The following is a 23,052-nucleotide window of genomic DNA, read 5'->3' on the forward strand; positions in this document are numbered from 1 at the left end:
GGGATGTGGGCCCGCGTTACTGGTGCAGTCGCGTCTTGATTTCGGCGCCGGTGTCGTTCCAGCCAAAAAACCGGCATACCTCGGCGCGCATGGCCAGGGTGTCGGCGCGGCCCAGGGCCATCAGCTCCTGGGTGTAGCCCGCTTCAAACAGCAGGTAACTGGCCAGCGCCGCGCCGCGCACATCGGCCATGTTGGAGGTGACGCCCAAGGCGCCCAGCATGGTGCGCACCGGCGTGGGCAAGTCGCCCACGTGGCGCGCTGCCACGGCGTCCAGCCGCTGCGAGGGGGCAATCACCAGCAGCTCGATGGGGCGCAGGGAGCTGTGGGTGCGTTTTTCCTCGGGGATGAGGGACAGCGTCTGGTTGATGCGCTGCACCCGCTCCACGTCCACTGACAGTGCGTCCAGAAAGATGTTGGACAGCGCGTGCCCCGCAATTTGCGCCAGCGTGGGGTAGTTGGTCGTGGGGTTGGCGGCGGTGTCGCCCTTGGGCTCATGCATGCGCCCGGCGCCGATGACTAGGATGCGCTCCGCCCCCAGATGGATGGCGGGCGCGATGGGCGCGGACTGGCGCATGGAGCCGTCGCCAAAGTATTCGACGTGGTCGTCCACCTCGATGCCCTTGGCCGGGAATATGAACGGAATGGCCGAGGAGGCGAGCAGGTGCTCGTGCGTGATGCGGTCACGCGCAGCTTTGCGCTGCGAGCGCACCCAGGGCTGCACCGCCTCGGCTGACTCAAAAAACGTGACGTGCTCGCCCGAGCTGTAGCTGGACGCCGTGACGGCCAGCGCCTTGAGGTGCCCCCTGCGGATGAGGCGCGGCAGGCGCACCAGGGGCACCATCTTGACCAGCAGCTTCTCGAGCGGTGCGTTGTCCAGCAGCGATTTGGGCCGCATGCGCCGCCAGCGGGCCAGGGCCCAGCCCAGAGAGACCAGCGTGAGCCAGCGCGCGCCGCTGCGCATCACGCTCAGTGAATCGGCGCCGTACACCTGGCTGGCGTGGAACTGCCGCCACACGCGGGCAATGCGGCGCACGGCGCGGTCAAAGTTGTCGGCCCCGCAGGCCAGCGCCGCTGCGTTGATGGCCCCGGCCGAGGTGCCGGTGATGATGGGAAACGGGTTGGGTTGCTGCCCCGCGCCGCAGGCCAGACGCAGGTCGGCGATGGCTTCGAGCACGCCCACCTGGTAGGCAGCGCGGGCGCCGCCGCCGGTCAGGAGCAGGCCGGTGGACGGGGTTTGGGGGGGCTCAGGCGGGTCGCGGTGGGGCATGTCGAAAACCGTGGGTGTGCAAGCGGGTCTGCCCGTGGGTTGTTAGAACCTGTTCAAGATCTTTTTGGGGTCGCACAAGTGCCTTGCGGGGATGGACTGCTAGGCGCGGTGGGCAGCCAATAGCTCGGCTATTGGCAAGCACCGCAACAACGCAGACCGCCCGGCAAGGCACTTGCCCTACGGGTTGGAGTGAAATCGGGCGATTGAACGCCCCGGCTGCGCAGTATGGGCATGAGCCCATGCTGCGCAGCCGGGGCATCCACTCATCCCGATTGCACTCCAATGCGATCCCCAAAAAAGATTTTGAACAGGTTCTTACAGCGGACAGGATGCCCAAAGTGTGCTGCGCGGGGCCCCGCTTTGGTTTGTGAAAACCCGTAGATGCCGTGGCGCTGCGGGCCCGTGTCTCAGCCGAGCAACAGCGCCGCCAGTGCGGGGCCTTGCACGAGGGTGATGCCGTGGTCGCGGGCAAACAGGGCGGCGCTTTCGCTCACGCTGCCTTGGCCCGCCACATAGAGGGCGCCCTGGGCGTTTTGGGCCTGCATGGCGTTGTATAGCTCGCGCAGGGGCTCGATGCCGTGCGTGGCGGCCTTCCAGCGCTTGGCGCTGACCAAAATGGTCTGTTCGCCCTTGGTCAGGCGCAGGTCCACCGGCCCTTTGGACGCCACATTCACGTCAAACCCCTGGCCCACCCAGGCGTGGGTGAGTGCCTGGGAGAGGGCGCTCCAGGGCATGGACTGGGTGCTGTCCAGCATTTGCTGCACCTTGGCTGCGCTGGGTGCGCGCAGCTGCCGCCAGGCCGCGATGCAGCCCACCACAAACAGCGGAAAACCGCTGAGCGCCCCGAGCACAAAGTATTCCGCAGGCAGCAAGGCCCGGGACACCAGCGCAAGGGCCGCCACCAGCACAAAGCTGATCCACCACGGCGAGCGCAGCAGCAGGGCAAACAGGGAGTTTTCGGACATCTTGAGTTTCACGGTGGCGTCTCGCTCTGGCGTTGGGGGCGGTAGGGTCAATGGGTGCGCATTGTCGTGCAGGTGCAGGGGTTGGCGGGCACGTTGGTGTGGTTGCAACGGTGTTTCGGCCACCGCAGAAGGTGGCTTGCCCCCAGTAAAAACCAGTGAAAGCCTCTTGGATAGACTACTGGCCCCCACAGGAGTTATTTGAATGGCAGTCACCGAACAGGGCCTTTTGGCCGCACTCTCCAGCGTGCTGGACCCCCACACGGGCAAGGATTTTGTGAGCACGCGCGCCCTGCGCAATGTGCAGATCACCGGTGGCGATGTGGCCTTTGACGTGGAACTGGGCTACCCCGCCAAGAGCCTGGTGCCCGAGCTGCGCCGCAGCCTGGTGGCCGCCGCCAAGGGCGTGGCGGGCGTGGACAACGTGTCGGTCAACATCACCACCAAGGTGATTGCCCATGCCGTGCAGCGCGGCGTGCAGCTGCTGCCCCAGGTCAAAAACATCATCGCCGTGGCCTCGGGCAAAGGCGGCGTGGGCAAAAGCACCACGGCTGCCAACCTGGCCCTGGCCCTGGCCGCCGAGGGCGCCAGCGTAGGCGTGCTGGACGCCGACATCTACGGCCCCAGCCAGCCCATGATGCTGGGCATCAACCGCCGCCCCGAGAGCGAAGACGGCAAGACCATGGAGCCGCTGGAGAACTACGGCGTGCAGGTCATGTCCATCGGCTTTTTGGTGGACCAGGACGAAGCCATGATCTGGCGCGGCCCCATGGCCACGCAGGCGCTGGAGCAGCTGCTGCGCCAGACCAACTGGAAAGACCTGGATTACCTCATCATCGACATGCCCCCCGGCACCGGCGACATCCAGCTCACCCTGAGCCAGCGCGTGCCCATGACCGGCGCCGTCATCGTGACCACGCCGCAGGACATCGCCCTGCTGGACGCCAAGAAGGGCATCAAGATGTTCGAGAAGGTGGGCGTGCCCATTCTGGGCATCGTCGAGAACATGGCCGCCCACGTGTGCAGCAACTGCGGCCATGTGGAGCACATCTTTGGCGCCGACGGCGGCAAGAAGATGGCGGCGGACTACGGCATGGACTACCTGGGCGCGCTGCCGCTGAACATGAGCATCCGCCTGCAGGCCGACAGCGGAAAGCCCACCGTGGTGGCCGACCCCGATGGCGAAGTCGCCCAGATCTACAAGAAGGTGGCCCGCGACGTGGCGGTGAAGATCGCCCAGCAGGCCAAGGACTTTTCCAACAAATTCCCGACCATCTCGATCAGCAAGAACACCTGAGTGTTTTGCTATTGAATCGATAGCTTCTTGCGCTGATTGGTAGAGCGCTAGCGGCCTAAAAGCCTTTAATTTTATGAGCGGATCGCCCTTGCAAGAGGTACCTGCGGTGCTGGTGGTGCCGACCCCGCAGCTTGGGTGGGCAAGCCGCGCGCCCTCTTTGTGCGCAGGCAAGGCGTAACTCCATGAACCTGCTCGCGTCCCTGCGCTACCTGGTGGCGCTGCACGAGCACCGGCACTTTGGCCGGGCGGCGCAGGCCTGCCACATCACACAGCCCGCGCTCTCCAACGCCCTGCGGTCGCTGGAGGAGGAGTTTGGCGTGGTCATCGTGCAACGGGGGCGCGCGTATGTGGGGCTCACGCATGAAGGCCAGGCGGTGCTCACCACCGCGCAGCGCATGCTGCGCGAGAGCGAGGTGCTGCGCCAGGAGCTGAGCAGCTTGCAAGACATGCCGCGTGGCTGCCTTCGCATGGCATCCACCCCCACGGCGGTGCCGGTGCTGTCGCGCTTTGCGGCGCTGCTGCAGGCCCGCCACCCGGGCATTGCCTCGGTCGTGCTGTCGATGAGTTCGCTGGAGCTGGAACAGGGGCTGGAAGACCTCTCCATCGACCTTGCGGCGGGCTACAGCGAGCGCATGCAGGCGCAGCGCGCCAACTTGCGGTCGTGGCCGCAGTGCACCGAGCGCTATTACCTGCTGCGCCGCGCCGCAGAGCCTGCCCCCGACCACCTGCGCATTGGACCGCCCATGGCATGGCGCGAGGCAGGGCAGTTGCCGCTGTGCCTGCTGACGGCTGAGATGCACAACCGCTTCATCATCGACCAGGCCCTGGGCGAGGCAGGGGCGCCCGTGGTGCCTGCCATTGAGACGAATTCGGTGCTGACCCTGGTGCTGAGCGTGGCGGCGGGCCAGGTGTGCAGCATCTTGCCCAGCGCCATGGTGGCCGCGGTGCGCAGCGAGCGTGGCCTGGAGGCGCTGCCCCTGGTGGAGCCCGATGTGCGCACCCCCATTGGCTTCATGACCCAGCGCGGCCCCCGCACTTCGCGGGCGCTGGAGGCCGCGCTGGCGCTGCTGGAGTCCCCCGAGTGGCAAGCGCAGTTGAGCGACCACTGTGGAGACCTGGCGCACTAGCCCATGCTTGGGCAGTGACTGAGGGCTTGGTTATGCACCGTGCTGCATACATTCGCTGCATGAATCAAGCGATGCTTTGATTTAATTTGACGCCCGGTTGCCGCTTTACTGAAACTCCGCTCCTGATTTTGATTTGCATCAAGAAACAACGCCGTGACGGCGCGAAAGGGAGAGGAAATACATGACAGCTTCCACTGCAAGCTTGCCTTTGGTTCAAGAGGATTCGGCCGCACCGGGTTTTCTGAGCAAGGAGCGCATCATTGCCGGCCCAGGCTTTAACCGCTGGCTGGTGCCACCGGCAGCCTTGGCCATCCACCTGTGCATTGGCATGGCCTACGGCTTTTCCGTGTTCTGGCTGCCGCTGTCCAAGGCGCTGCAAACGGCGGGTGCCGGTGCGGCCTGCGGCAAGGAGGTGGGCTTTTTCACCCAGTTGTTCACCACGCAGTGCGACTGGACCGTGGCCACGCTGGGCTGGATGTACACGCTGTTCTTTGTGTTCCTGGGCTGCTCTGCGGCCATCTGGGGCGGCTGGCTGGAGCGGGCGGGCCCCCGCAAGGCCGGGGTGGTGTCGGCCGTGTGCTGGTGCGGCGGCATGCTGCTGTCGGCCCTGGGCATCCACACCCACCAGTTCTGGATGATGATTTTGGGCTCGGGTGTCATCGGCGGCATTGGGCTGGGGCTGGGCTACATCTCGCCCGTGTCCACACTGATCAAGTGGTTCCCCGACCGCCGTGGCATGGCCACCGGCATGGCCATCATGGGCTTTGGTGGTGGCGCCATGATTGGCTCGCCCCTGGCGGTGGAGTTGATGAAGTTCTTCGCCACCCCCACCGATGCCGGTGTGATGCAGACCTTTGTGGTCATGGCGCTGGTGTACTTTGCGTTCATGATGGCCGGGGCCCTGGGCTACCGCGTGCCACCCAGTGGCTGGAAGCCCGCAGGCTGGACGCCGCCGGCCACGCTCACGGCCAACGCCATGATCACGCAGCGCCATGTGCACGTGAAGAAGGTATGGGGCATTCCCCAGTTCTGGCTGGTGTGGGTGGTGCTGTGCATGAACGTGTCGGCCGGCATTGGCGTGATCGGCATGGCCAGCCCCATGCTGCAGGAAGTGTTTGGCGGTGGCCTGGTGGGCATCGGCAAGAAGTTCTCCGAGCTGAGCAAGGAAGAGCTGTCCGCCATCGCGGCCGTGGCCGGTGGCTTCACGGCGCTGCTGTCGCTGTTCAACATCGGCGGCCGCTTCTTCTGGGCCAGTCTGTCAGACAAGCTGGGCCGCAAGCTCACTTACACCGTGTTCTTTGTGCTGGGTGGCCTGCTGTACTTCAGCATTCCTTCGTCGGCCGGTGCGGGCAGCAAGCTGCTGTTTGTGGGCGCGTTCTGCGTCATCTTGTCGATGTACGGTGGTGGTTTTGCCACCGTGCCTGCCTACCTGGCCGACCTGTTTGGCACGCAAATGGTGGGCGCCATCCATGGCCGCTTGCTCACTGCGTGGGCCACGGCGGGTATTTTGGGCCCGGTGGTGGTCAACTACATGCGTGAATACCAGTTGGGCCTGGGCATTCCGCGCGAGCAGGTCTATAACCAGACCATGTACATCCTGGTGGGCATGCTGGTGGTGGGCTTGATTGCCAACCTGCTGGTGCGCCCCGTGGCCGACAAGCACTTCATGACCGACGCCGAGCTGGCCCACGAGAAGAAACTGGCCCACGACAAGGCCGTGGCCGCAGAAGTGGGGGCGGGTGGCAACAGCACAGAGCGCACCAGCACCGCTGTGGTGGTGCTGGCCTGGCTGGCGGTGGGCTTGCCGCTGGCCTGGGGCACTTACAAGACGTTGTTGAGCGCCGCCAAGTTCTTTCAGTGAATGACCTTGCGCGAGCCGTGGGCGCTGGGTGCAGGCGCCCGCACTCGCGCTGGGGTGGCAGTACAAGCAGTGATGTGGGCGCACAGCAGGTTCCTCGTCTTGGGGGGGGCCTGCTGCAGCGCCTTTGGGTTTTCGTTCAGTCCGGGAGACGGCGATGAAACAAGAAAAAATTGAGTTTTACAAAGGCCCGGCCGGTGGCTGGGGTGCTTTGAACAGCGTGAAGAACACGCTGCTGCGCCAGGACATCCCCCTCAAGGGAGCGAAGACCTTGCTGTCGGCCAACCAGCCCGATGGGTTTGATTGCCCAGGTTGTGCCTGGCCCGATCGCAACCACGCATCGACCTTCGAGTTTTGTGAGAACGGCGCCAAGGCCGTGGCGGCCGAAGCCACGGAGCGCCGCGCAGGTGCGGAGTTTTTCGCCCAGCACACCGTGGCCGATCTGCAAACGCAAAGCGATTTTTGGCTGGAAGACCAGGGGCGGCTGACGCAGCCCATGGTGTACGACGCGCCCTCAGACCGCTACCAGCCCATTGCCTGGGACGACGCGTTTGCGCTCATCGCACGCCATCTCAACGCGCTGCCAGATCCGAACCAGGCGATTTTTTACACCTCGGGCCGGGCCAGCAACGAGGCTGCGTTTTTGTACCAGTTGTTCGTGCGCCAATACGGCACCAACAATTTCCCGGATTGCTCGAACATGTGCCACGAGCCCAGCGGCAGTGGCATGCGCCCGCAAATTGGCGTGGGCAAGGGCACCGTCACGCTGCACGACTTTGAGTGTGCCGACGCGATTTTCATTTTTGGCCAGAACCCTGGCACCAACCACCCCCGCATGCTGGCCGAGCTGCGCGACGCCCACAAGCGCGGCGCGCGCATCGTGAGCTTCAACCCCCTGCGCGAGCGTGGGTTGGAGCGCTTTGCCGACCCGCAAAACAAGATGGAGATGGCCACCCTGGGCTCGTCGCCCATCAGCACGCACTACTTCCAGTTGCGCGTGGGGGGCGATTTCGCGGCCGTCAAAGGCATGATGAAGCATGTGCTGGAGCAGGAAGACCAGCGCGGCGGGGTGTTGGACCACGCTTTCATTGCCGAACACACCACGGGCTTTGAGGCACTGGCTGCTGACTTGCGGGCCGAGTCGTGGGCGCTGCTGGAGCAGGAGTCGGGCCTGACCGAGGCACAGATCCGTGCGGCGGGTGACATCTACATCGGCGCCAAGAACGTGATCGCTTGCTGGGGTATGGGCATCACGCAGCACAAGTACTCCGTGGCCACCATCCAGGCCATCGTGGGCTGGCTGATGATGCGCGGCAATGTGGGGCGCGAGGGGGCGGGGCCTTGCCCGGTGCGCGGTCACAGCAATGTGCAGGGTGACCGCACCATGGGCATCTGGGAGAAGCCGCCTGCCGCCTTGCTGGACAAGCTGCGCGATGTGTTTGGCTTTGAGCCGCCGCGCAAACCCGGTGTGGACACGGTGGAGGCCATTGGCCAGATGCTGGCGGGGCAGGGCAAGGTGTTTTTTGCGCTGGGCGGCAACTTTGCCGCCGCCACGCCAGACACTTACGAAACCTGGAAAGCCCTGCAGCGCTGCGATCTCACCGTGCATGTCACCACCAAGCTCAACCGCAGCCATCTGGTGCACGGGCGCGAAGCACTGATCCTGCCGTGCCTGGGCCGTACCGAAATCGACATGCAGGCCAGTGGCGCGCAGGGCGTGACGGTGGAAGACTCGATGAGCATGGTGCACCTGTCCATGGGCATCAACCCCCCGGCGTCCGAGCAGCTGCTGTCCGAGCCCGCCATCGTGGCCCGACTGGCTGCGGCCACGCTGGAGGGGCGCAGCAACACGCCTTGGCTGTGGCTGGTGGAGGACTACCGCCGCATCCGCGATCTGATCGAGCAGGTGTTTCCCGATTTCAAAGACTTCAACACCCGTGTGGCGGCGCCGGGCGGATTCAGGCTGCGCAACACGGCCAGCGAGCGGGTCTGGACCACGGCGTCGGGCAAGGCCAGCTTCTACACGCACCCCGTGCCCCGCGATACACCGTCGCACCTGGCGCGCGAGCGGGTGCGCGACACGGTGGTGTTCACCTTGCTCACCACCCGCTCGCACGACCAGTACAACACCACCATTTACGGCATGGACGACCGCTACCGTGGGGTCTACGGCCAGCGCCGCGTGGTGTTCATCCATGCCGAGGACATTCGCGAGTTGGGCATGAAGGACGGCGACTGGGTGGACATCCAGACCCTGTGGAGCGATGGGCAAGAACGCCGTGCCGACCGCTTCAAGCTGGTGGCGTATGACATTCCTCGGGGCAATTTGGCCGCCTATTACCCTGAGACCAACCCATTGGTGCCCCTGACGGCAGTGGCCGATGTGGCCGGTACGCCCACGTCCAAGTCCATTCCGGTGGTGCTGGTGCGGCATGTGGCCACCACCGGGGCAGAGGCTGGTGCAGAGAGCGGTGCAACAGGCGCTGCGGCAGGGGCATTGGCTTGACACACATCCCTACCGATCCCTTGGCCTGCGAGATTTTGCAGATGCTGGCAGCCGAGCATGCCCCGGTGTCTTTGCCTCGCCTGGGCAAGCGGTTGGGGCAGAGCGGGAGCGTGCTCATGCGCCAGCTGGCTGTTATGGGCACAGCCTCCATTGCCGGGCAGGCGGGGCCTGGATGGGTGGACCTGCGCCAAGAGGACGGGCGCTGGGTGGCGCGAATCACCCCGCAAGGCCTGGAGGCGGTGGCCCTGGTGACTGACGCACCGGGCGCATCGCCCACGCAGGAGCTGGCATGAGTGCGCAGATGGAGTTTGGGGTGGACGCCGGGCTGGTGTGCAGTCCCCAAGATGCAGAGGCCGCATTGACCCTGCCCGTGGTGCATGAGCGCCCGGTGCGCGTGTTTGGCGAAGCGGGCTTGTCCGCAGACGGTGCACAGCGCCCGGACTGGCTGGCGGCAGAAGTGCCGGTGGCCATGGTGTTCAACGGGGTGTCGCACGCCGTGATGATGGCCACACCGGACCAGCTGGAAGCCTTTGCCTTGGGCTTTGCCTTGAGCGAGGGCATTTTGGACCGCCCGGAGGACTGTCGTGGCATGGAGCTGCATACCGTGGACAGCGGGACGGCCGTGTTGCCCCCCGGTGTTTCGGCGGTCGAGGTGCGCATGGACATCTCGGTGCGCTGCTTTGAGCGCCTGAAGCAGCGCCGCCGCAGCCTGTCGGGCCGCACGGGCTGCGGTGTGTGCGGTGTGGAAAGCCTGGCCGCGCTGGACATGACCCCGGAGCGTTTGCCCGCCAAGCCTTGGGTTCCGCAAGTGGATGTTGCCACGGTGCTGCGCGCCTTCGATGTGCTGCGGGCCCGGCAGTGGGTCAACGCCCAGGCGGGGTCCTTGCACGCCGCAGGTTGGGCTAATCTGGACGGGCAGTTGATGCTGGTGTGCGAAGACGTGGGGCGGCACAACGCGCTCGACAAACTCATCGGTGCCCTGGCCCGCGAGGGGCGCCTGTCGGAGCCCGGCTTCGTCGTGCTCACCAGCCGCGGCAGCCACGAGCTGGTGCGCAAATGCGCCCGCGTGGGCATCAGTGCCCTGGCCACCATCTCTGCACCGACTGCCACGGGGGTGCAATTGGCCGAGTTGGCCGGAGTTCGCTTGTGGGGGCTGTGCCGCTCACCGCGGGCCATTCTGTATGCGGCAGGGGCTTAGAACAGGTGCTTAGACAAGGCCGTTAGGCCATCTGCGACCATGGGGGCATTGGCCCGGCGTTACAGTTCGGCCATGCAAACACGCCCCGTTTTTCAAGTTGCGGTCATCATGCGCCGCGAGCAACTGGACAACCGCTGGCAGCCCTGGCGATGGGTGCTGGAAGACGTCGTCCCCCATGAGGCCGCGTTTGGCACAGCCCCGCGCCTGCTGCGGCAAACCGATGGGGCGGCGCAGTGGCTCTTTCCTTGCTTTTCCGTGGAGTTGTTCCGCGATGATGCCGAGGGCTACCACCTCAATGCGACGTCCCCCGCGCCTTGCTGGTTTGTGCTGTGGCGGCTGGATGAAGAGACGGCAGAGGGCGCAGACAGCGCGCAGCGTCTGGCGCGCCCGGTGGAAGTCAGCCTGAGCTACCACGACGCGGGGCGCTGGCTGGATGCGCAAGAGACCGCTGAGCAAGTGCCCGTGCCCCCGGAGGTGTTGGCCGCCTTGCAGGCCTTTGTGGCCGAGCACTACCAACCCGAGCCCAAGCGCCGCAAGCGGCCCGACAGTTTTCAGCCGCTGCAGGACCGGTTTGGCAATCCGGCATCGGTCAGCACTGAAAAGCAGCGTGGGGGTGGTGGCCGTGGCTGATGGCTTTTTGGGCCGCTGGTCGCGGCGCAAGCAGGACGTGCGCGAGGGCAAGCCGCTCCAAGAGCCTGAACCACCACGCCCTGCACCGCCCGTGCTGGCCCAGCAGGCCGTGGTTATGCCCCAAGCGGCGGACCTGCCTGCCAACGCCCCTGAGCCTGCCCCGCTGCCCACACTGCAGGACGCGCAGGCCCTGTCCATCGACTCCGACTTCAAGCCCTTTGTGGGCCGCGCTGTGGCGCCGGAAGTGCGCAACACCGCGATGAAAAAACTGTTTACCGATCCGCACTTCAATGTGATGGACGGGCTGGACACTTACATCGACGACTACACCCAACCTGACCCGCTGCCTGCGGCGATGCTGCGCCAGATGGCCAGCGCGCAATTCATGGGCCTGGTTGAACCCGAGCCTGAACACCCTCAGGCGCTGGCGCCGCAGCCTGCCGATGATGCAGCTGGTGCCTCGAAAGACCCCGCGCCCGCGCCGCAGACCGGGGTCGAACTGGCGGAATCGGCGCAAGACGTGGCACAGTCTGGGGTATGCACAGCCATTCCTAGCCCGCTTGGGGCGGCACCCATGGGCTCAGAACCAGAGCCTGGGGTGCCCGCACCAGCCAGCCACCCAGAACATGACCACGCTCATCTGCGATTGCAACCAGACGATGCCGTTGAACGCCCAGGCCTTGGGCGCAGCGCTTCGTGAAGACCTGACCCTCCACTCCACCCTCTGCCGCCGTGAGGCGGGCGCTTTCACCCAAGCCATCCGTTCGGGCGAAGACGTGGTGGTCGCCTGCACCCAGGAGCAGCGCCTGTTTGCCGAGCTGGGCCAGCAGACCGAAGGGGCGTTGTCGCCCATCCGCTTCGTCAATATCCGCGAAACCGGCGGCTGGAGCCGCGATGCGGCCAAGGCCGGCCCCAAGCTGGCGGCCTTGCTGGCCGCCGCCCATTTGCCAGAGCCTGCGCCCGTGCCTGTGGTCACTTACAAGAGTGCAGGGCGCCTGCTCATCATTGGCCCGCTGGATGCTGCCGAGCAGGTGGCTGCCTTGGTGTCCGATGTGTTGAATGTGACCCTGTTTGCGCAAGGGCCTGGCCCCGCCGGTGGTGCGCAAGAGCGGCGTTACCCTGTGCTGGGTGGCCGCATTGAAGCCCTCACGGGCTGGCTGGGCGCCTTTGAGCTGCGTTGGCGCGATGACAACCCCATCCAGTTGGACCTGTGTACCCGCTGCAACGCTTGCGTAGCGGCCTGCCCTGAGAACGCCATCGGGCTTGAATACCAGGTGGACCTGTCTGCCTGCCAGTCGCACCGCGACTGTGTGAAGGTCTGCCAGGTGGCGGGGGCCATCGATTTCCAGCGCGCTGCCTCGCCTGAGACGGCCCAGTTTGACCTGGTGCTGGACATGCGCCGCGCCGATGCTACGCCCACCTTTTTGCAGCATGCACTGCCGCAGGGCTACCTGCGCAGCGACGGGCGTGATGTGGCCACAGTGCTCAAGTTGCGCGAGCTGGTGGGCGAATTTGAAAAGCCCAAGTTCTTTGAATACAAGCAAAAGCTCTGCGCCCACAGCCGCAATGCCACCGTGGGTTGCAACGCCTGCGTGGACATTTGCTCGGCCGAGGCCATCAGTAGCGACAAGGCCCGCCAGCGCGTGGTCGTCAACCCCAACCTGTGCGTGGGCTGCGGTGCCTGCACCACCGTGTGCCCCACCGGGGCGATGACCTATGCCTACCCGCCTGCGGCGGAGCAGGGCCAGCGCTTCAAGACCTTGCTCTCCACCTACGCGGCGGCCGGCGGCAAGGATGCCGTGCTGCTGCTGCACAGCCAGGAGCGTGGACAAGCATTGGTGAACGAGCTGGGCCGCGCCGCGCAGCTCAAGGTGGCCCATGGCGTGCCCGCCCATGTGATTCCGGTGGCGCTGTGGCACACGGCCAGCACAGGGGTAGACCTGTGGCTGAGTGCTGTGGCATACGGTGCGTCGCAGATTGCGCTGCTGGTGACGGATGAAGAAGCCCCGCAGTATCTGGACGGGCTGCGCGCCCAGATGGATGTGGCGCAGCGCTTGCTCAATGGCCTGGGCTACACCGGCACCCACCTGCGCATGCTGGAGGCCAAGCACCCCACGGAGCTGGACGCCGCGCTGCAAACGCTAGGCCAGACCCGCCAGAAAACCCCTGCGGTGGCGGCACGCTTTGCCGTGGCGCAGGAAAAGCGCAGCACGCTGGAGATGGCGCTGGATCACCTGATCGAGCAGGCCCCGTTGGGCGCTGCTGCCTTGCCTGGCGCCATTGAGTTGCCCGCCCAGGGCTCGCCGTTGGGTGCCATCACTGTCAACAAAGACCGCTGCACCCTGTGCCTGAGCTGCGTGAGCGCCTGCCCGGCCAGCGCCCTGCAAGACAACCCCCAAATGCCGCAGCTGCGCTTTCTGGAAAAGAACTGCGTGCAATGCGGCCTGTGTGAGACCACTTGCCCAGAGAATGCCATCACCTTGCAGCCGCGCCTGCTGCTGGCGCCTGAGCGCGCGCAGTTGCAGGTGCTCAACGAGGCCAAGCCTTGGTCTTGTGTGCGCTGTAGCAAACCCTTTGGCACCGTCAAAGCCATTGAAGCCATGCTGGGCAAGCTGGCCGGGCATGCCATGTTCCAGGGGGAAGCGCTGGAACGCCTGAAGATGTGCAGCGACTGCCGCGTGATCGACCTGTATTCCGCCCAAAATGAATCGAAAGTGACCGACCTGTGAGCGCTACCGCCTCTTTGACCTTGCCCGGCAGCTCCGCGCTGGACGAAGAAACTGCCCGTGCCGAGCTGTACGGCGTGCTGGCGCAGCTGTACTACGCAGCCCCCACGCCAGAGCTGCTGGCCGCACTGCGCGTGGCCGTGACGCAAGCGCCCCTGGAAGGCGGCTTTTTGCAAGAGCCGTGGCAACAACTGGTGGGCGCGGCGCGGGCGCAGGACGATGCAGCCATTGCCGCCGAATACGAGCGCCTGTTTGGTGGCGTGGGCAAGCCCGAGGTGTTTGTGTATGCCTCGCATTACCTTGCAGGTTTTTTGAACGAAAAGCCCCTGGCCCGCCTGCGCAGCGATCTGGACCGCCTGGGCCTGGCGCGGGGCGACACCATGCCCGAGACCGAAGACCATGTGGCCTATCTGTGCGAGGTGATGCGTTACCTGATTGCGGGCGACGACATGGCTGTCTGCAACCTGACGCAGCAACAGGGCTTTTTTGCAACGCATGTGCAGCCCTGGTGGCCAGCCATGTGCGATGCCCTGGAGGCGCACCCTGCCGCCCAGTTCTATGGCGCGGTGGCCCGGCTCACACGGGCCTTCGTGGCGGTGGAGTCGCAGGGCTTTGACATGCTGACTTGACGCAGTGTCGGCGACCCCCGTGTCTTGACATGGGGCAAAGCTCAAGTGCCGCGCTGGGGTTAGGGCCTGCCTCGTTGCGAAGCGGCCTTGGCTCGCTTAGACTCCCTATGCAATTCGTTTCATAACTGCCAGCCCTCCTGGAGACAAGCATGCAGGACCGCCAGCCTTCTGACCGTGTGGCCAATGCCACCGCGGCTTCTTCCTCTTCTTCCCGCCGCAGCTTTTTTGCAGGTGCCGCCGCCGTCAGCGCGGGCGCTGCGGCTGTGGCCGTTCTGCCCCGCGTCACTCCGTCCGAGGTCGTGGCTGCAGAACCCGCCCGCGTTGCGCCTGAAAAGGGGGGTGGCTACCACCTCTCTGCGCACGTCAAGCAGTACTACAAAACCACCCAACTTTGATTTCGGGGCGCACCATGTTGCTCACTAAAAAGTCTGCACATGCACCCCAGGGTGCATCGGCATCGTCTCCTTTTGTTCACAGCCTGCGCCGGGGCCTGGCCCAGGCGCTGCCCACCATGGACCGCCGCTCGTTCCTGCACCGCTCTGGCTTGGGCGTGGGAGTGGGCATCGCTGCATCGCAGCTCACGCTGGTCAAAAAGTCCCAGGCGGCCGAAGGCGCCAAGGTGGGGCTGGGCGACAGCAAGATCGAAGTGCGCCGCACCGTGTGCTCGCACTGTTCGGTGGGCTGCGCGGTCGATGCGGTGGTGGAAAACGGCGTGTGGGTGCGCCAAGAGCCCGTGTTCGATTCGCCCATCAACCTGGGTGCGCACTGCGCCAAGGGTGCGGCGCTGCGTGAGCACGGCCACGGCGAATACCGCCTGCGCTACCCGATGAAGCTCGTCAATGGCAAGTACGAGCGCATCAGCTGGGACACCGCGCTGACCGAAATCACCGACAAGATGAAGGAGCTGCGCCAGGCCAGTGGGCCCGACAGCGTGTACTTCATCGGCTCGTCCAAGCACAACAACGAACAGGCCTATTTGCTGCGCAAGTTCGTGAGCTTCTGGGGCACCAACAACTGCGACCACCAGGCCCGCATCTGCCACTCCACCACCGTGGCGGGCGTTGCCAACACCTGGGGTTATGGCGCCATGACCAATTCGTACAACGACATGCAAAACAGCAAGGTCGCTTTGTACATTGGCTCCAACGCCGCCGAAGCCCACCCCGTGAGCATGCTGCACATGCTGCACGCCAAGGAAACCGGCTGCAAGATGATCGTGGTGGACCCCCGCTTTACCCGCACGGCTGCCAAGGCCGACGAGTACGTGCGCATCCGCTCGGGCACCGACATTCCTTTCCTGTTTGGCTTGCTGTACCACATCTTCAAGAATGGCTGGGAAGACAAGAAGTACCTCCACGACCGTGTCTATGGCATGGACAAGGTGCGCGAGGACGTGCTGGCCAAGTGGACCCCCGACAAGGTGGAAGAGGCCTGCGGCGTCAAGGAAGAGCAGGTCTTCAAGGTCGCCAAGATGCTGCACGAGAACGACCCCGGCACCGTCGTGTGGTGCATGGGCCAGACGCAGCACACCATTGGCAATGCCATCGTGCGCGCTTCGTGCATCTTGCAGCTGGCATTGGGCAACGTGGGCAAGTCGGGCGGCGGCACCAATATCTTCCGTGGCCACGACAACGTGCAAGGCGCCACCGATGTGGGCCCCAACCCTGATTCGCTGCCCGGCTACTACGGCTTGGCCGAAGGTGCCTGGAAGCACTTCGCTGCGACCTGGGGCGTGGACTTTGAGTGGATCAAAAAGCAGTACGCATCGCCTGCGATGATGACCAAGAACGGCATCACCGTCTCGCGCTGGATCGATGGTGTGCTGGAGAAGAACGAGCTGATCGATCAGGACAGCAACCTGCGCGGCGTGTTCTATTGGGGCCATGCGCCCAACTCGCAAACCCGTGGCCTCGAAATGAAGCGCGCCATGGACAAGCTGGACCTGCTGGTGGTGGTGGACCCTTACCCATCGGCTACAGCCGCGATGGCGGCCATGCCTGGCAAACCCGAAGACCTGAACCCCAACCGCGCGGTGTACCTGCTGCCTGCGGCCACGCAGTTTGAAACCAGCGGCTCGTGCACGGCCTCCAACCGCTCCATCCAGTGGCGTGAGAAAGTCATCGAGCCGCTGTGGGAGAGCCGCTCCGACCACATGATCATGTACCAGTTTGCGCAAAAACTGGGCTTCGACAAAGAGCTGGTCAAGAACTACAAGATGCAGAAGGTCAAGGGCATGGACGAGCCCATGGTCGAAGACATCCTGCGTGAAATCAACAAGAGCGTCTGGACCATTGGCTACACCGGCCAAAGCCCTGAGCGCCTGAAGGCCCACATGAAGAACATGCACGTGTTCGATGTGAAGACCCTCAAGGCCAAGGGCGGCAAAGACAAGGAAACCGGCTACGACTTCGCGGGTGACTACTTTGGTCTGCCATGGCCTTGCTTTGGTACGCCCGAGCTCAAGCACCCCGGTTCGCCCAACCTGTACGACACCTCCAAGCACGTCATGGACGGCGGCGGCAACTTCCGCGCCAACTTTGGTGTGGAGCGCAACGGCGAGAACCTGCTGGCAGAAGACGGCTCCCACTCGGTGGGCGCGGACATCACCACGGGCTACCCAGAGTTTGACCATGTGCTGCTGAAAAAGCTGGGCTGGTGGGACGACCTGACCGACGCGGAGAAGAAGGCCGCCGAGGGCAAGAACTGGAAGACCGATCCTTCGGGCGGCATCATCCGTGTGGCGATGAAGGTCCACGGCTGCCACCCGTTTGGCAACGCCAAGGCGCGTGCCGTGGTCTGGAATTTCCCGGACCCCATTCCGCAGCACCGCGAGCCGTTGTATGGCACACGCCCCGACATGGCGGCCAAGTACCCCACCCACGACGACAAGAAGGCCTTCTGGCGCCTGCCCACCTTGTACAAGACCGTGCAAGAGAAGAACGTGGCCGACAAGGTGTACGAGAAATTCCCGCTCATCCTGACGTCGGGCCGCCTGGTCGAGTACGAAGGCGGCGGCGAGGAAACCCGCTCCAACCCTTGGCTGGCCGAGCTGCAACAGGAAGCCTTCGTGGAAATCAACCCCAAGACGGCTGCCGATCGCGGCATTCGCAACGGGGGCCGCGTGTGGCTCAGCTCGCCCACTGGCGCGCGCCTGAATGTGCAGGCCCTGGTGACCGAGCGCGTCGCGCCCGACACGGTGTGGATGCCGTTCCACTTCTCGGGCCGCTGGCAAGGGGCCGACATGCTGGCTCACTACCCCAAGGGCGCAGCGCCCGTGGTGCGCGGCGAGGCGGTGAATACCGCCACCACCTATGGCTACGACAGCGTGACCATGATGCAGGAAACCAAGACCACGGTGTGCAACGTGGAGAGCGCGTGAGCGCCCGCCACTGAGCAGGAGACACAACAATGGCACGAATGAAATTCATCTGCGACGCTGAGCGTTGCATCGAGTGCAACGGCTGCGTGACCGCTTGCAAGAACGAACACGAAGTCCCGTGGGGCGTGAACCGCCGCCGCGTGGTCACCCTCAATGACGGGGTCCCTGGCGAGAAGTCCATCTCGGTGGCCTGCATGCATTGCAGCGATGCGCCTTGCATGGCCGTGTGCCCTGTGAACTGCTTCTACCGCACCGAAGAGGGCGTGGTGCTGCACGACAAGGACGTGTGCATTGGCTGCGGCTACTGCAGCTACGCCTGCCCGTTTGGCGCACCCCAGTTCCCGTCGCAAGGCACGTTTGGCGTGCGCGGCAAGATGGACAAGTGCACCTTCTGTGCGGGTGGGCCTGAAACCCACGGCAGCCAGGCCGAATTCGAAAAGTACGGACGCAACCGCCTGGCCGAAGGCAAGCTGCCTGCCTGCGCCGAAATGTGCTCGACCAAGGCGCTGCTCGCCGGTGATGGCGATGTGGTGGCGGACATCTTCCGCAACCGCGTGGTGCAACGCGGCAAGGGCGCCGAAGTGTGGGGCTGGGGCACGGCCTACGGCTCCAAGCAGGCGGGCCAACCCCCCGCAGGAGCCAAGTCATGAAGCGCATTGTCTCCACCCTCTCCATGGCCCTTGCCTTGTGCGCAGCCCTGTCGGCCTGCTCCGAAAAGCCGCAGACCGGCGGTGGCGTCAAGCACGACGCCGCACCCTACGCTGGCACCGGCAGCAACTTCACGCAGCCCGGCTGGACCACGGGGGACAAGACCAGTTGGGAGCAGCAGTTGCGCACACGCCAGCAGTACGGGCAAAACGAGTACTCCCGCAACCAGAAGCCCTGAGCGAGGTCTGCCATGAAACACAGTCTCTGTGCCTTGCTGCTGACCTTGGGGGCCTTCGCTGCGCACGCCCAGGCGCCTGCCGGGCCGACCGCCTCTGGCACCGTGGGCGAGGTGCCTGCTGCCGCTGCGGTGGCAGGCGTGCAAGGCCAAAACATTTTTGAAGTGAAGCCCGACGCCAGCGCCGAGCCCGGCTATGCCGAGCAAACCAACGGCGAGCGCATGAAGGTGCAGCCCGGCAACAATGCGCCCGTGTGGCGCCAGGTGGGGCAGGGCGTGACGGGCTACAGCAGCCTGCCCAAGACCCAGGCCCCCGAGGCGGGCAACCTGATCCAGCCCTTTGTGCAGTACCCCGGCTCGCGCTTTACCAACGCAGGCCAGGCCTGGCGTGAGGTGCGCAACCAATGGATCATTCCGTACGGTGCTGCGCTGTTCGCCATCGTGCTGCTGGCCCTGGGCATCTTCTACTTCGTCAAAGGCCCCATGGGCCACGACCATCCAGAAACCGGCAGCAAAGGCATCGAGCGTTTCACTCCGTTTGAACGTGCAGCCCACTGGGCCAATGCGTTTGCCTTCATCGCACTGGCCGCTTCCGGCATCGTCATGGCGTTTGGCAAGTTCTTCTTGCTGCCTGTGCTGGGCAGCACGCTGTTTGGCTGGCTGACCTACGCGCTCAAGAACGTGCACAACTTCATGGGCCCGCTGTTTGCGGTGTCGCTGGCGGTCATCGTGCTCACGTTCATCAAGGACAACATTGCCAACCGCGCCGACTTTGTGTGGCTGTCCAAGGGCGGCGGCATGCTGGGCGGTGACGGCCATGAAGTGCCCTCGCACCGCTTCAACGCGGGTGAGAAGGGGCTGTTCTGGTGGGGCATCACCATCCCGGGCATCTTTGTGGTGGCCACGGGTTTGGTGCTCGACAAGCTCATCCCCGGCTTTGGCGATGTGCGCGGCGACATGCAGATCGCCCACATGATCCACGCCACCCTGGCGATCTGGATGATGGCGCTGATTTGCGGCCACATCTACATGGGCACGGTGGGTATGAAGGGCGCCTACAAGGCCATGAAGACGGGCTATGTGAGCGACGCCTGGGCCAAGGAGCACCACGAGCTGTGGTACGACGATGTTCAGGCGGGCAAGATCCCACGGCAACGCAGCGCAGCCCCCCAGGCGGGCGCTGCAGCAACGCCATCTGCGGGCCAGCCCGCACAGGTATGAGGCAACGCACCATGACGCATTTTTTTCGACCCTCCCTGCTCGCAACCTTGGCATTGGGCCTGAGCGCACTGTGCTCTGCGGCCTCTGCCAAGCTGCCAGCCCCCAGCCATGAAGCTGCAGAAAAAGCCGCCGAAGCCGCCGCCAAGGCCGCCTGGGCAGGCAAGGTAGATAACTACAAGCTGTGCCAGTCGCAAGACCGCGTGGCCGCGCACTATCGCAAGACCAATAAGGACGCCAAACCCGCAGCGGCAGCGCCCGCCACCTGTGCCGACCCAGGGCCCTTTGCTTACACCCCGCCAGCGGCCAAGCCGCAAGAGGCGGCCGGTGCCCATTCGCCACCAGGCACGGCCAGCAGCCCGCCGAGCACGAACACGCCAGCGGCCTCGGCGCCCAAGTCTTAAGAGCGGCTAACAAAACTCTTCTGGCGTCGTTGCCGCGTCTTGTCGTACTACGCGTACTGCCTGCGACGCAGCGCCTAGCCAGAACCGCTTCGCTGAGTTTTGTGAGCCGCTCTAACTCTGAAGGGGGCTGATCCCCCTGACTTTCTCAAGCCGCAAGCGCACTTCGCTTGCGGCTTTTTTGCGTGTACCCTGCCGCCATGACCGCTGCCATGCCTCACCCCGTTCCCGCCTCCACCTTGGCCCTGCCGCGCCTGACCCAGGCGCAGGCGCCGCTGACGCATGCGGTGGACGTGATCAATGAACGGGGCGAGACCGAGGCGGTGCACATTCCTGCCGAGCGGCCCCTGACGGTGTATGTGGACCGGCGCGAACTGGTCACCCTGATGACGCTGGGCGCCCACCCTGAGTTGCTGGTGCTGGGTTATCTGCGCAACCAACGGTTGGTGGAGTCGGTGTTTGACATCGAGTCCATCACCGTGGATTGGGACGTGCATGCCGCCGCCGTGCGCACGCGCCACGGCATTGCCCGTATTGAAGAGCGCACCGCCAGCAAGGTGGTGACCACCGGCTGCGGCCAGGGCAGTGTGTTTGGTGGCTTGATGGACGAGGTGGACCGCATCGAACTGCCCGAAGCCCAGCTGACCCAAGCGCAGCTGTACGGCCTGGTCAACGCCATCCGCCTGAAAGAGACCACCTACAAGTCTGCGGGCTCGGTGCATGGCTGCGCGCTGTTTCGGGGCGATGAGATGCTGACCTTTGTAGAGGACGTGGGCCGCCACAACGCGATTGACACCATTGCGGGCTGGATGTGGATGAACCCCGAGCCGGCGCCTCTGGAAGGCACCGATGCCGCAGCAGCGCAGGAGGGGCAGGGCAGTGCAACCCCCTTCCAGCCCATGGCCGGGGCCGACAAAGTGTTCTACACCACCGGGCGGCTGACCAGCGAGATGGTCATCAAATCTGCCCAGATGGGGGTGCCTATCGTCGTCTCGCGCAGCGGCATGACGCAAATGGGCCACGCCGTTGCGCAGCAGCTGGGCCTGTGCGCCATTGGCCGTGCGACCAACCGGCGTTTTGTTTGCTACACAGGCGTACACCGGCTGGTGCTGCAGCCCGAGTTGGCCTGAGCGTGGCGCCGGCCTCTTGGTTGAATGCATGGTTGCTATTAAAAACATAGCTGCTAGCGCTTGTTGAATAAGCGCTAGGTGCCATTTTTATCTAATGGCATGATTGGGCCATGACCGTCGAGCCTCAATCCGCAGAAGTCCCCGCGCCTTCCTCTGTTCCTGCCGCTTCTAGCGCCCCAGTCGCGTTCGTTGCACCAGCGGCATCGTCAGAGGCCGTGGGCGATGCATCGCCATCCCATCCCCCCGTCGCGCCTACTGTGCCTACTGCACCCACGGCGCCCGGGCCTGCTGTGTCCACGCACCTGCCCTGGTACCGCTGGGTGCTAGAGAGCCTGCGCGCCGCTGTCTTCATGGCCCCGCGCACGGGGGCGGCAGCGCCGACCCCGGCGCAGTTGATCAGTGCCATGGTGGTGAGCTGGGGCTTGGTGGTGCTGGGCGAATGGTGGGCTGCCGTGGCCGTGGGGCCGGTGGAATTCAATGCCCAGGCTTGGCTGGGCCAGCACTGGTTGTCGCTGGCATTGCTGGGCGCGGCCTGGTGGGCCATGTGGCCAGTGCAGAAACAGGCGCCTGGACCGGCTGGGGCGCTGGCGGGTGGTGTGCCAGCCTGGCTGTTGTTGAGTAGCCTGGCCGTGCTGCCGTGGGTGATTCCTTTGCTCCTGATTCCTGCGAGCGACGAGGCCAGTGCCGGCATGCCTGCATGGCAAGACCGTTTGGACTGGACGCTGCCCGAGCTGCTGCTGGGGCTGTCGGCCATTGCCGTCATCTTGTGTTCGTATGCCGCCATGGTGCGGCTCACGGCGCGTTTCGTGCGGTCGCGCTGGCGCACAGCGGTGTTTGCGCTGTGCCTGGTGGCGGGCACGGCTGTGCAATTGGGTGTGGGGGTGGAGCCCACCTGGAAGCCCGTGGTGGATGTGCAGGCAGCGGCCGATGCCGCCGCTGCCGAAGGGGCAGACGCGCAACCCGCCGGCATGCCCCTGTCCCAAGCGGTGTTTGAGGGCCAGCAACTCATGCTGGAGGCCTATACCCAAGACCTGACCCCCGAGCGCCCCGGTGTGGTGGATGTGTACGGCCTGGTGTTCGCCCCCTATGCGGGCGAAGAAGTGTTCCGCCGTGAAAGCACCATGGTGAGCGATCTGCTGCAAGACCGCTTCGATGCCGAAGGGCGCGTGCTGCACCTGCTCAACCATGCCGAGACGGCCGACACCCACCTGTGGGCTACGCCAGAGAACCTGCGCAGCGCCGTGGACGCCCTGGCTGCCACCATGGACCGCGAGCAGGACGTGCTCGTGGTTTACATGACCTCGCACGGCGCGCGCAACCACCAACTGGCTGCCGCCCATCCGCCCTTGCAGGTGGACCCCATGACGCCCGAGCTGCTGCGCCACATGCTGGACGATGCGGGCATTCGCCACCGCGTGATCGCGATTTCGGCCTGCTACTCGGGCGGCTGGCTCGATACGCTGGCCACCCCGTCCACCCTCATCATGACGGCTGCGGATGCCACGCACACCTCCTACGGCTGCGGCATGCGCTCTGAGCTGACCTTCTTTGGCCGCGCCGTATTTAACGAGCAACTGCGCAGCACTTACTCCTTCACCGAAGCGTTCAACAAAGCCGTGCCCATCATCGCCCAGCGCGAGGTCGAGGCGGGCAAGGCCGATGGCTTCTCTAACCCGCAGATGCGCGTGGGGGCCGAGATTGACCCGGTGCTCAAGGCCCTGGCCCAGCGTCTGTCGGCAGAGGCTGCAACGCCTTCCTCTGCGCCACGGCCCGGTGGCAAAGGCCTGGTGGCGCAAACCCCTATGGCGCACCGCGCCGTGCAATTGCGCTAAGGTTTGCGC

The 23,052-nt window shown here is 65.0% G+C and carries 20 protein-coding genes; 18 read left to right on the top strand and 2 right to left on the bottom strand.

Features of this window, described 5'->3' with window-relative positions:
* Positions 1–16 precede the first annotated feature (16 nt).
* Both CLU86_RS02775 and CLU86_RS02780 read right to left on the bottom strand, forming a co-directional pair.
* Complete coding sequence (locus CLU86_RS02775) at positions 17–1,267, bottom strand: patatin-like phospholipase family protein (RefSeq protein WP_099658500.1); 1,251 nt, start codon at positions 1,265–1,267, stop codon at positions 17–19.
* A gap of 407 nt (positions 1,268–1,674) precedes the next feature.
* Positions 1,675–2,232: a restriction endonuclease gene (locus CLU86_RS02780; RefSeq protein WP_099743236.1), complete on the bottom strand. Its 558-nt coding sequence runs from the start codon at positions 2,230–2,232 to the stop codon at positions 1,675–1,677.
* A 202-nt stretch (positions 2,233–2,434) separates the two neighbouring features.
* Here CLU86_RS02780 and apbC point away from each other — a divergent pair, with 202 nt between their 5' ends.
* The 18 genes from apbC to CLU86_RS02870 all read left to right on the top strand — a co-directional run bounded on the left by apbC (position 2,435) and on the right by CLU86_RS02870 (position 23,043).
* Positions 2,435–3,526, top strand: a complete 1,092-nt coding sequence (gene apbC / locus CLU86_RS02785; protein WP_099740523.1) for an iron-sulfur cluster carrier protein ApbC — start codon at positions 2,435–2,437, stop codon at positions 3,524–3,526.
* 182 nt (positions 3,527–3,708) lie between these two features.
* Complete coding sequence (locus tag CLU86_RS02790) at positions 3,709–4,653, top strand: LysR substrate-binding domain-containing protein (protein ID WP_099740524.1); 945 nt, start codon at positions 3,709–3,711, stop codon at positions 4,651–4,653.
* 181 nt (positions 4,654–4,834) lie between these two features.
* Positions 4,835–6,514 carry an OFA family MFS transporter gene (locus tag CLU86_RS02795; RefSeq protein WP_099740525.1) on the top strand — a complete coding sequence of 560 codons (1,680 nt, stop codon included), beginning with the start codon at positions 4,835–4,837 and terminating at the stop codon, positions 6,512–6,514.
* 154 nt (positions 6,515–6,668) lie between these two features.
* Positions 6,669–9,017 carry an FdhF/YdeP family oxidoreductase gene (locus CLU86_RS02800; protein ID WP_099740526.1) on the top strand — a complete coding sequence of 783 codons (2,349 nt, stop codon included), beginning with the start codon at positions 6,669–6,671 and terminating at the stop codon, positions 9,015–9,017.
* Positions 9,014–9,310, top strand: coding sequence for a hypothetical protein (locus tag CLU86_RS02805; protein WP_233194752.1), 297 nt, complete (start codon positions 9,014–9,016; stop codon positions 9,308–9,310). Before CLU86_RS02800 ends, CLU86_RS02805 begins: the two co-directional genes overlap by 4 nt.
* Positions 9,307–10,215, top strand: coding sequence for a formate dehydrogenase accessory sulfurtransferase FdhD (gene fdhD / locus CLU86_RS02810; protein WP_099740527.1), 909 nt, complete (start codon positions 9,307–9,309; stop codon positions 10,213–10,215). The genes CLU86_RS02805 and fdhD overlap by 4 nt, the downstream gene beginning before the upstream one ends.
* A 72-nt stretch (positions 10,216–10,287) precedes the next feature.
* A complete protein-coding gene (locus tag CLU86_RS02815; RefSeq protein ID WP_099740528.1) occupies positions 10,288–10,845 on the top strand; it encodes a DUF3305 domain-containing protein in 558 nt (185 codons plus the stop codon).
* Positions 10,838–11,545, top strand: a complete 708-nt coding sequence (locus CLU86_RS02820) for a DUF3306 domain-containing protein (RefSeq protein ID WP_099743237.1) — start codon at positions 10,838–10,840, stop codon at positions 11,543–11,545. The genes CLU86_RS02815 and CLU86_RS02820 overlap by 8 nt, the downstream gene beginning before the upstream one ends.
* Positions 11,505–13,574 (top strand): 4Fe-4S binding protein, encoded by a 2,070-nt coding sequence (locus tag CLU86_RS02825; RefSeq protein WP_099740529.1) that lies wholly within the window; start codon positions 11,505–11,507, stop codon positions 13,572–13,574. Before CLU86_RS02820 ends, CLU86_RS02825 begins: the two co-directional genes overlap by 41 nt.
* Positions 13,571–14,200: a molecular chaperone gene (locus CLU86_RS02830; protein WP_099740530.1), complete on the top strand. Its 630-nt coding sequence runs from the start codon at positions 13,571–13,573 to the stop codon at positions 14,198–14,200. Before CLU86_RS02825 ends, CLU86_RS02830 begins: the two co-directional genes overlap by 4 nt.
* A 149-nt stretch (positions 14,201–14,349) precedes the next feature.
* Complete coding sequence (locus CLU86_RS02835; RefSeq protein ID WP_099740531.1) at positions 14,350–14,595, top strand: formate dehydrogenase; 246 nt, start codon at positions 14,350–14,352, stop codon at positions 14,593–14,595.
* Between the two features lie 14 nt (positions 14,596–14,609).
* The gene (locus CLU86_RS02840) at positions 14,610–17,579 is read left to right on the top strand and encodes a formate dehydrogenase subunit alpha (protein ID WP_099740532.1); all 2,970 of its coding nucleotides are present in this window, start codon (positions 14,610–14,612) and stop codon (positions 17,577–17,579) included.
* 29 nt (positions 17,580–17,608) lie between these two features.
* Positions 17,609–18,229, top strand: coding sequence for a formate dehydrogenase FDH3 subunit beta (gene fdh3B / locus CLU86_RS02845; protein WP_099658511.1), 621 nt, complete (start codon positions 17,609–17,611; stop codon positions 18,227–18,229).
* Positions 18,226–18,465 (top strand): hypothetical protein, encoded by a 240-nt coding sequence (locus tag CLU86_RS02850; protein WP_099740533.1) that lies wholly within the window; start codon positions 18,226–18,228, stop codon positions 18,463–18,465. Before fdh3B ends, CLU86_RS02850 begins: the two co-directional genes overlap by 4 nt.
* A gap of 12 nt (positions 18,466–18,477) precedes the next feature.
* The gene (locus CLU86_RS02855) at positions 18,478–19,683 is read left to right on the top strand and encodes a formate dehydrogenase subunit gamma (protein WP_099740534.1); all 1,206 of its coding nucleotides are present in this window, start codon (positions 18,478–18,480) and stop codon (positions 19,681–19,683) included.
* Positions 19,684–19,694: 11 nt separating this feature from the next.
* Positions 19,695–20,084, top strand: coding sequence for a hypothetical protein (locus tag CLU86_RS02860; RefSeq protein WP_099743238.1), 390 nt, complete (start codon positions 19,695–19,697; stop codon positions 20,082–20,084).
* 197 nt (positions 20,085–20,281) lie between these two features.
* A complete protein-coding gene (locus tag CLU86_RS02865; protein ID WP_099740535.1) occupies positions 20,282–21,211 on the top strand; it encodes a formate dehydrogenase accessory sulfurtransferase FdhD in 930 nt (309 codons plus the stop codon).
* A 110-nt stretch (positions 21,212–21,321) separates the two neighbouring features.
* Positions 21,322–23,043 (top strand): C13 family peptidase, encoded by a 1,722-nt coding sequence (locus tag CLU86_RS02870; RefSeq protein WP_099740536.1) that lies wholly within the window; start codon positions 21,322–21,324, stop codon positions 23,041–23,043.
* Positions 23,044–23,052: the final 9 nt, after the last annotated feature.

The sequence above is a fragment of the Acidovorax sp. 62 genome, from assembly GCF_002754495.1.
GTDB lineage: Bacteria > Pseudomonadota > Gammaproteobacteria > Burkholderiales > Burkholderiaceae_C > Acidovorax.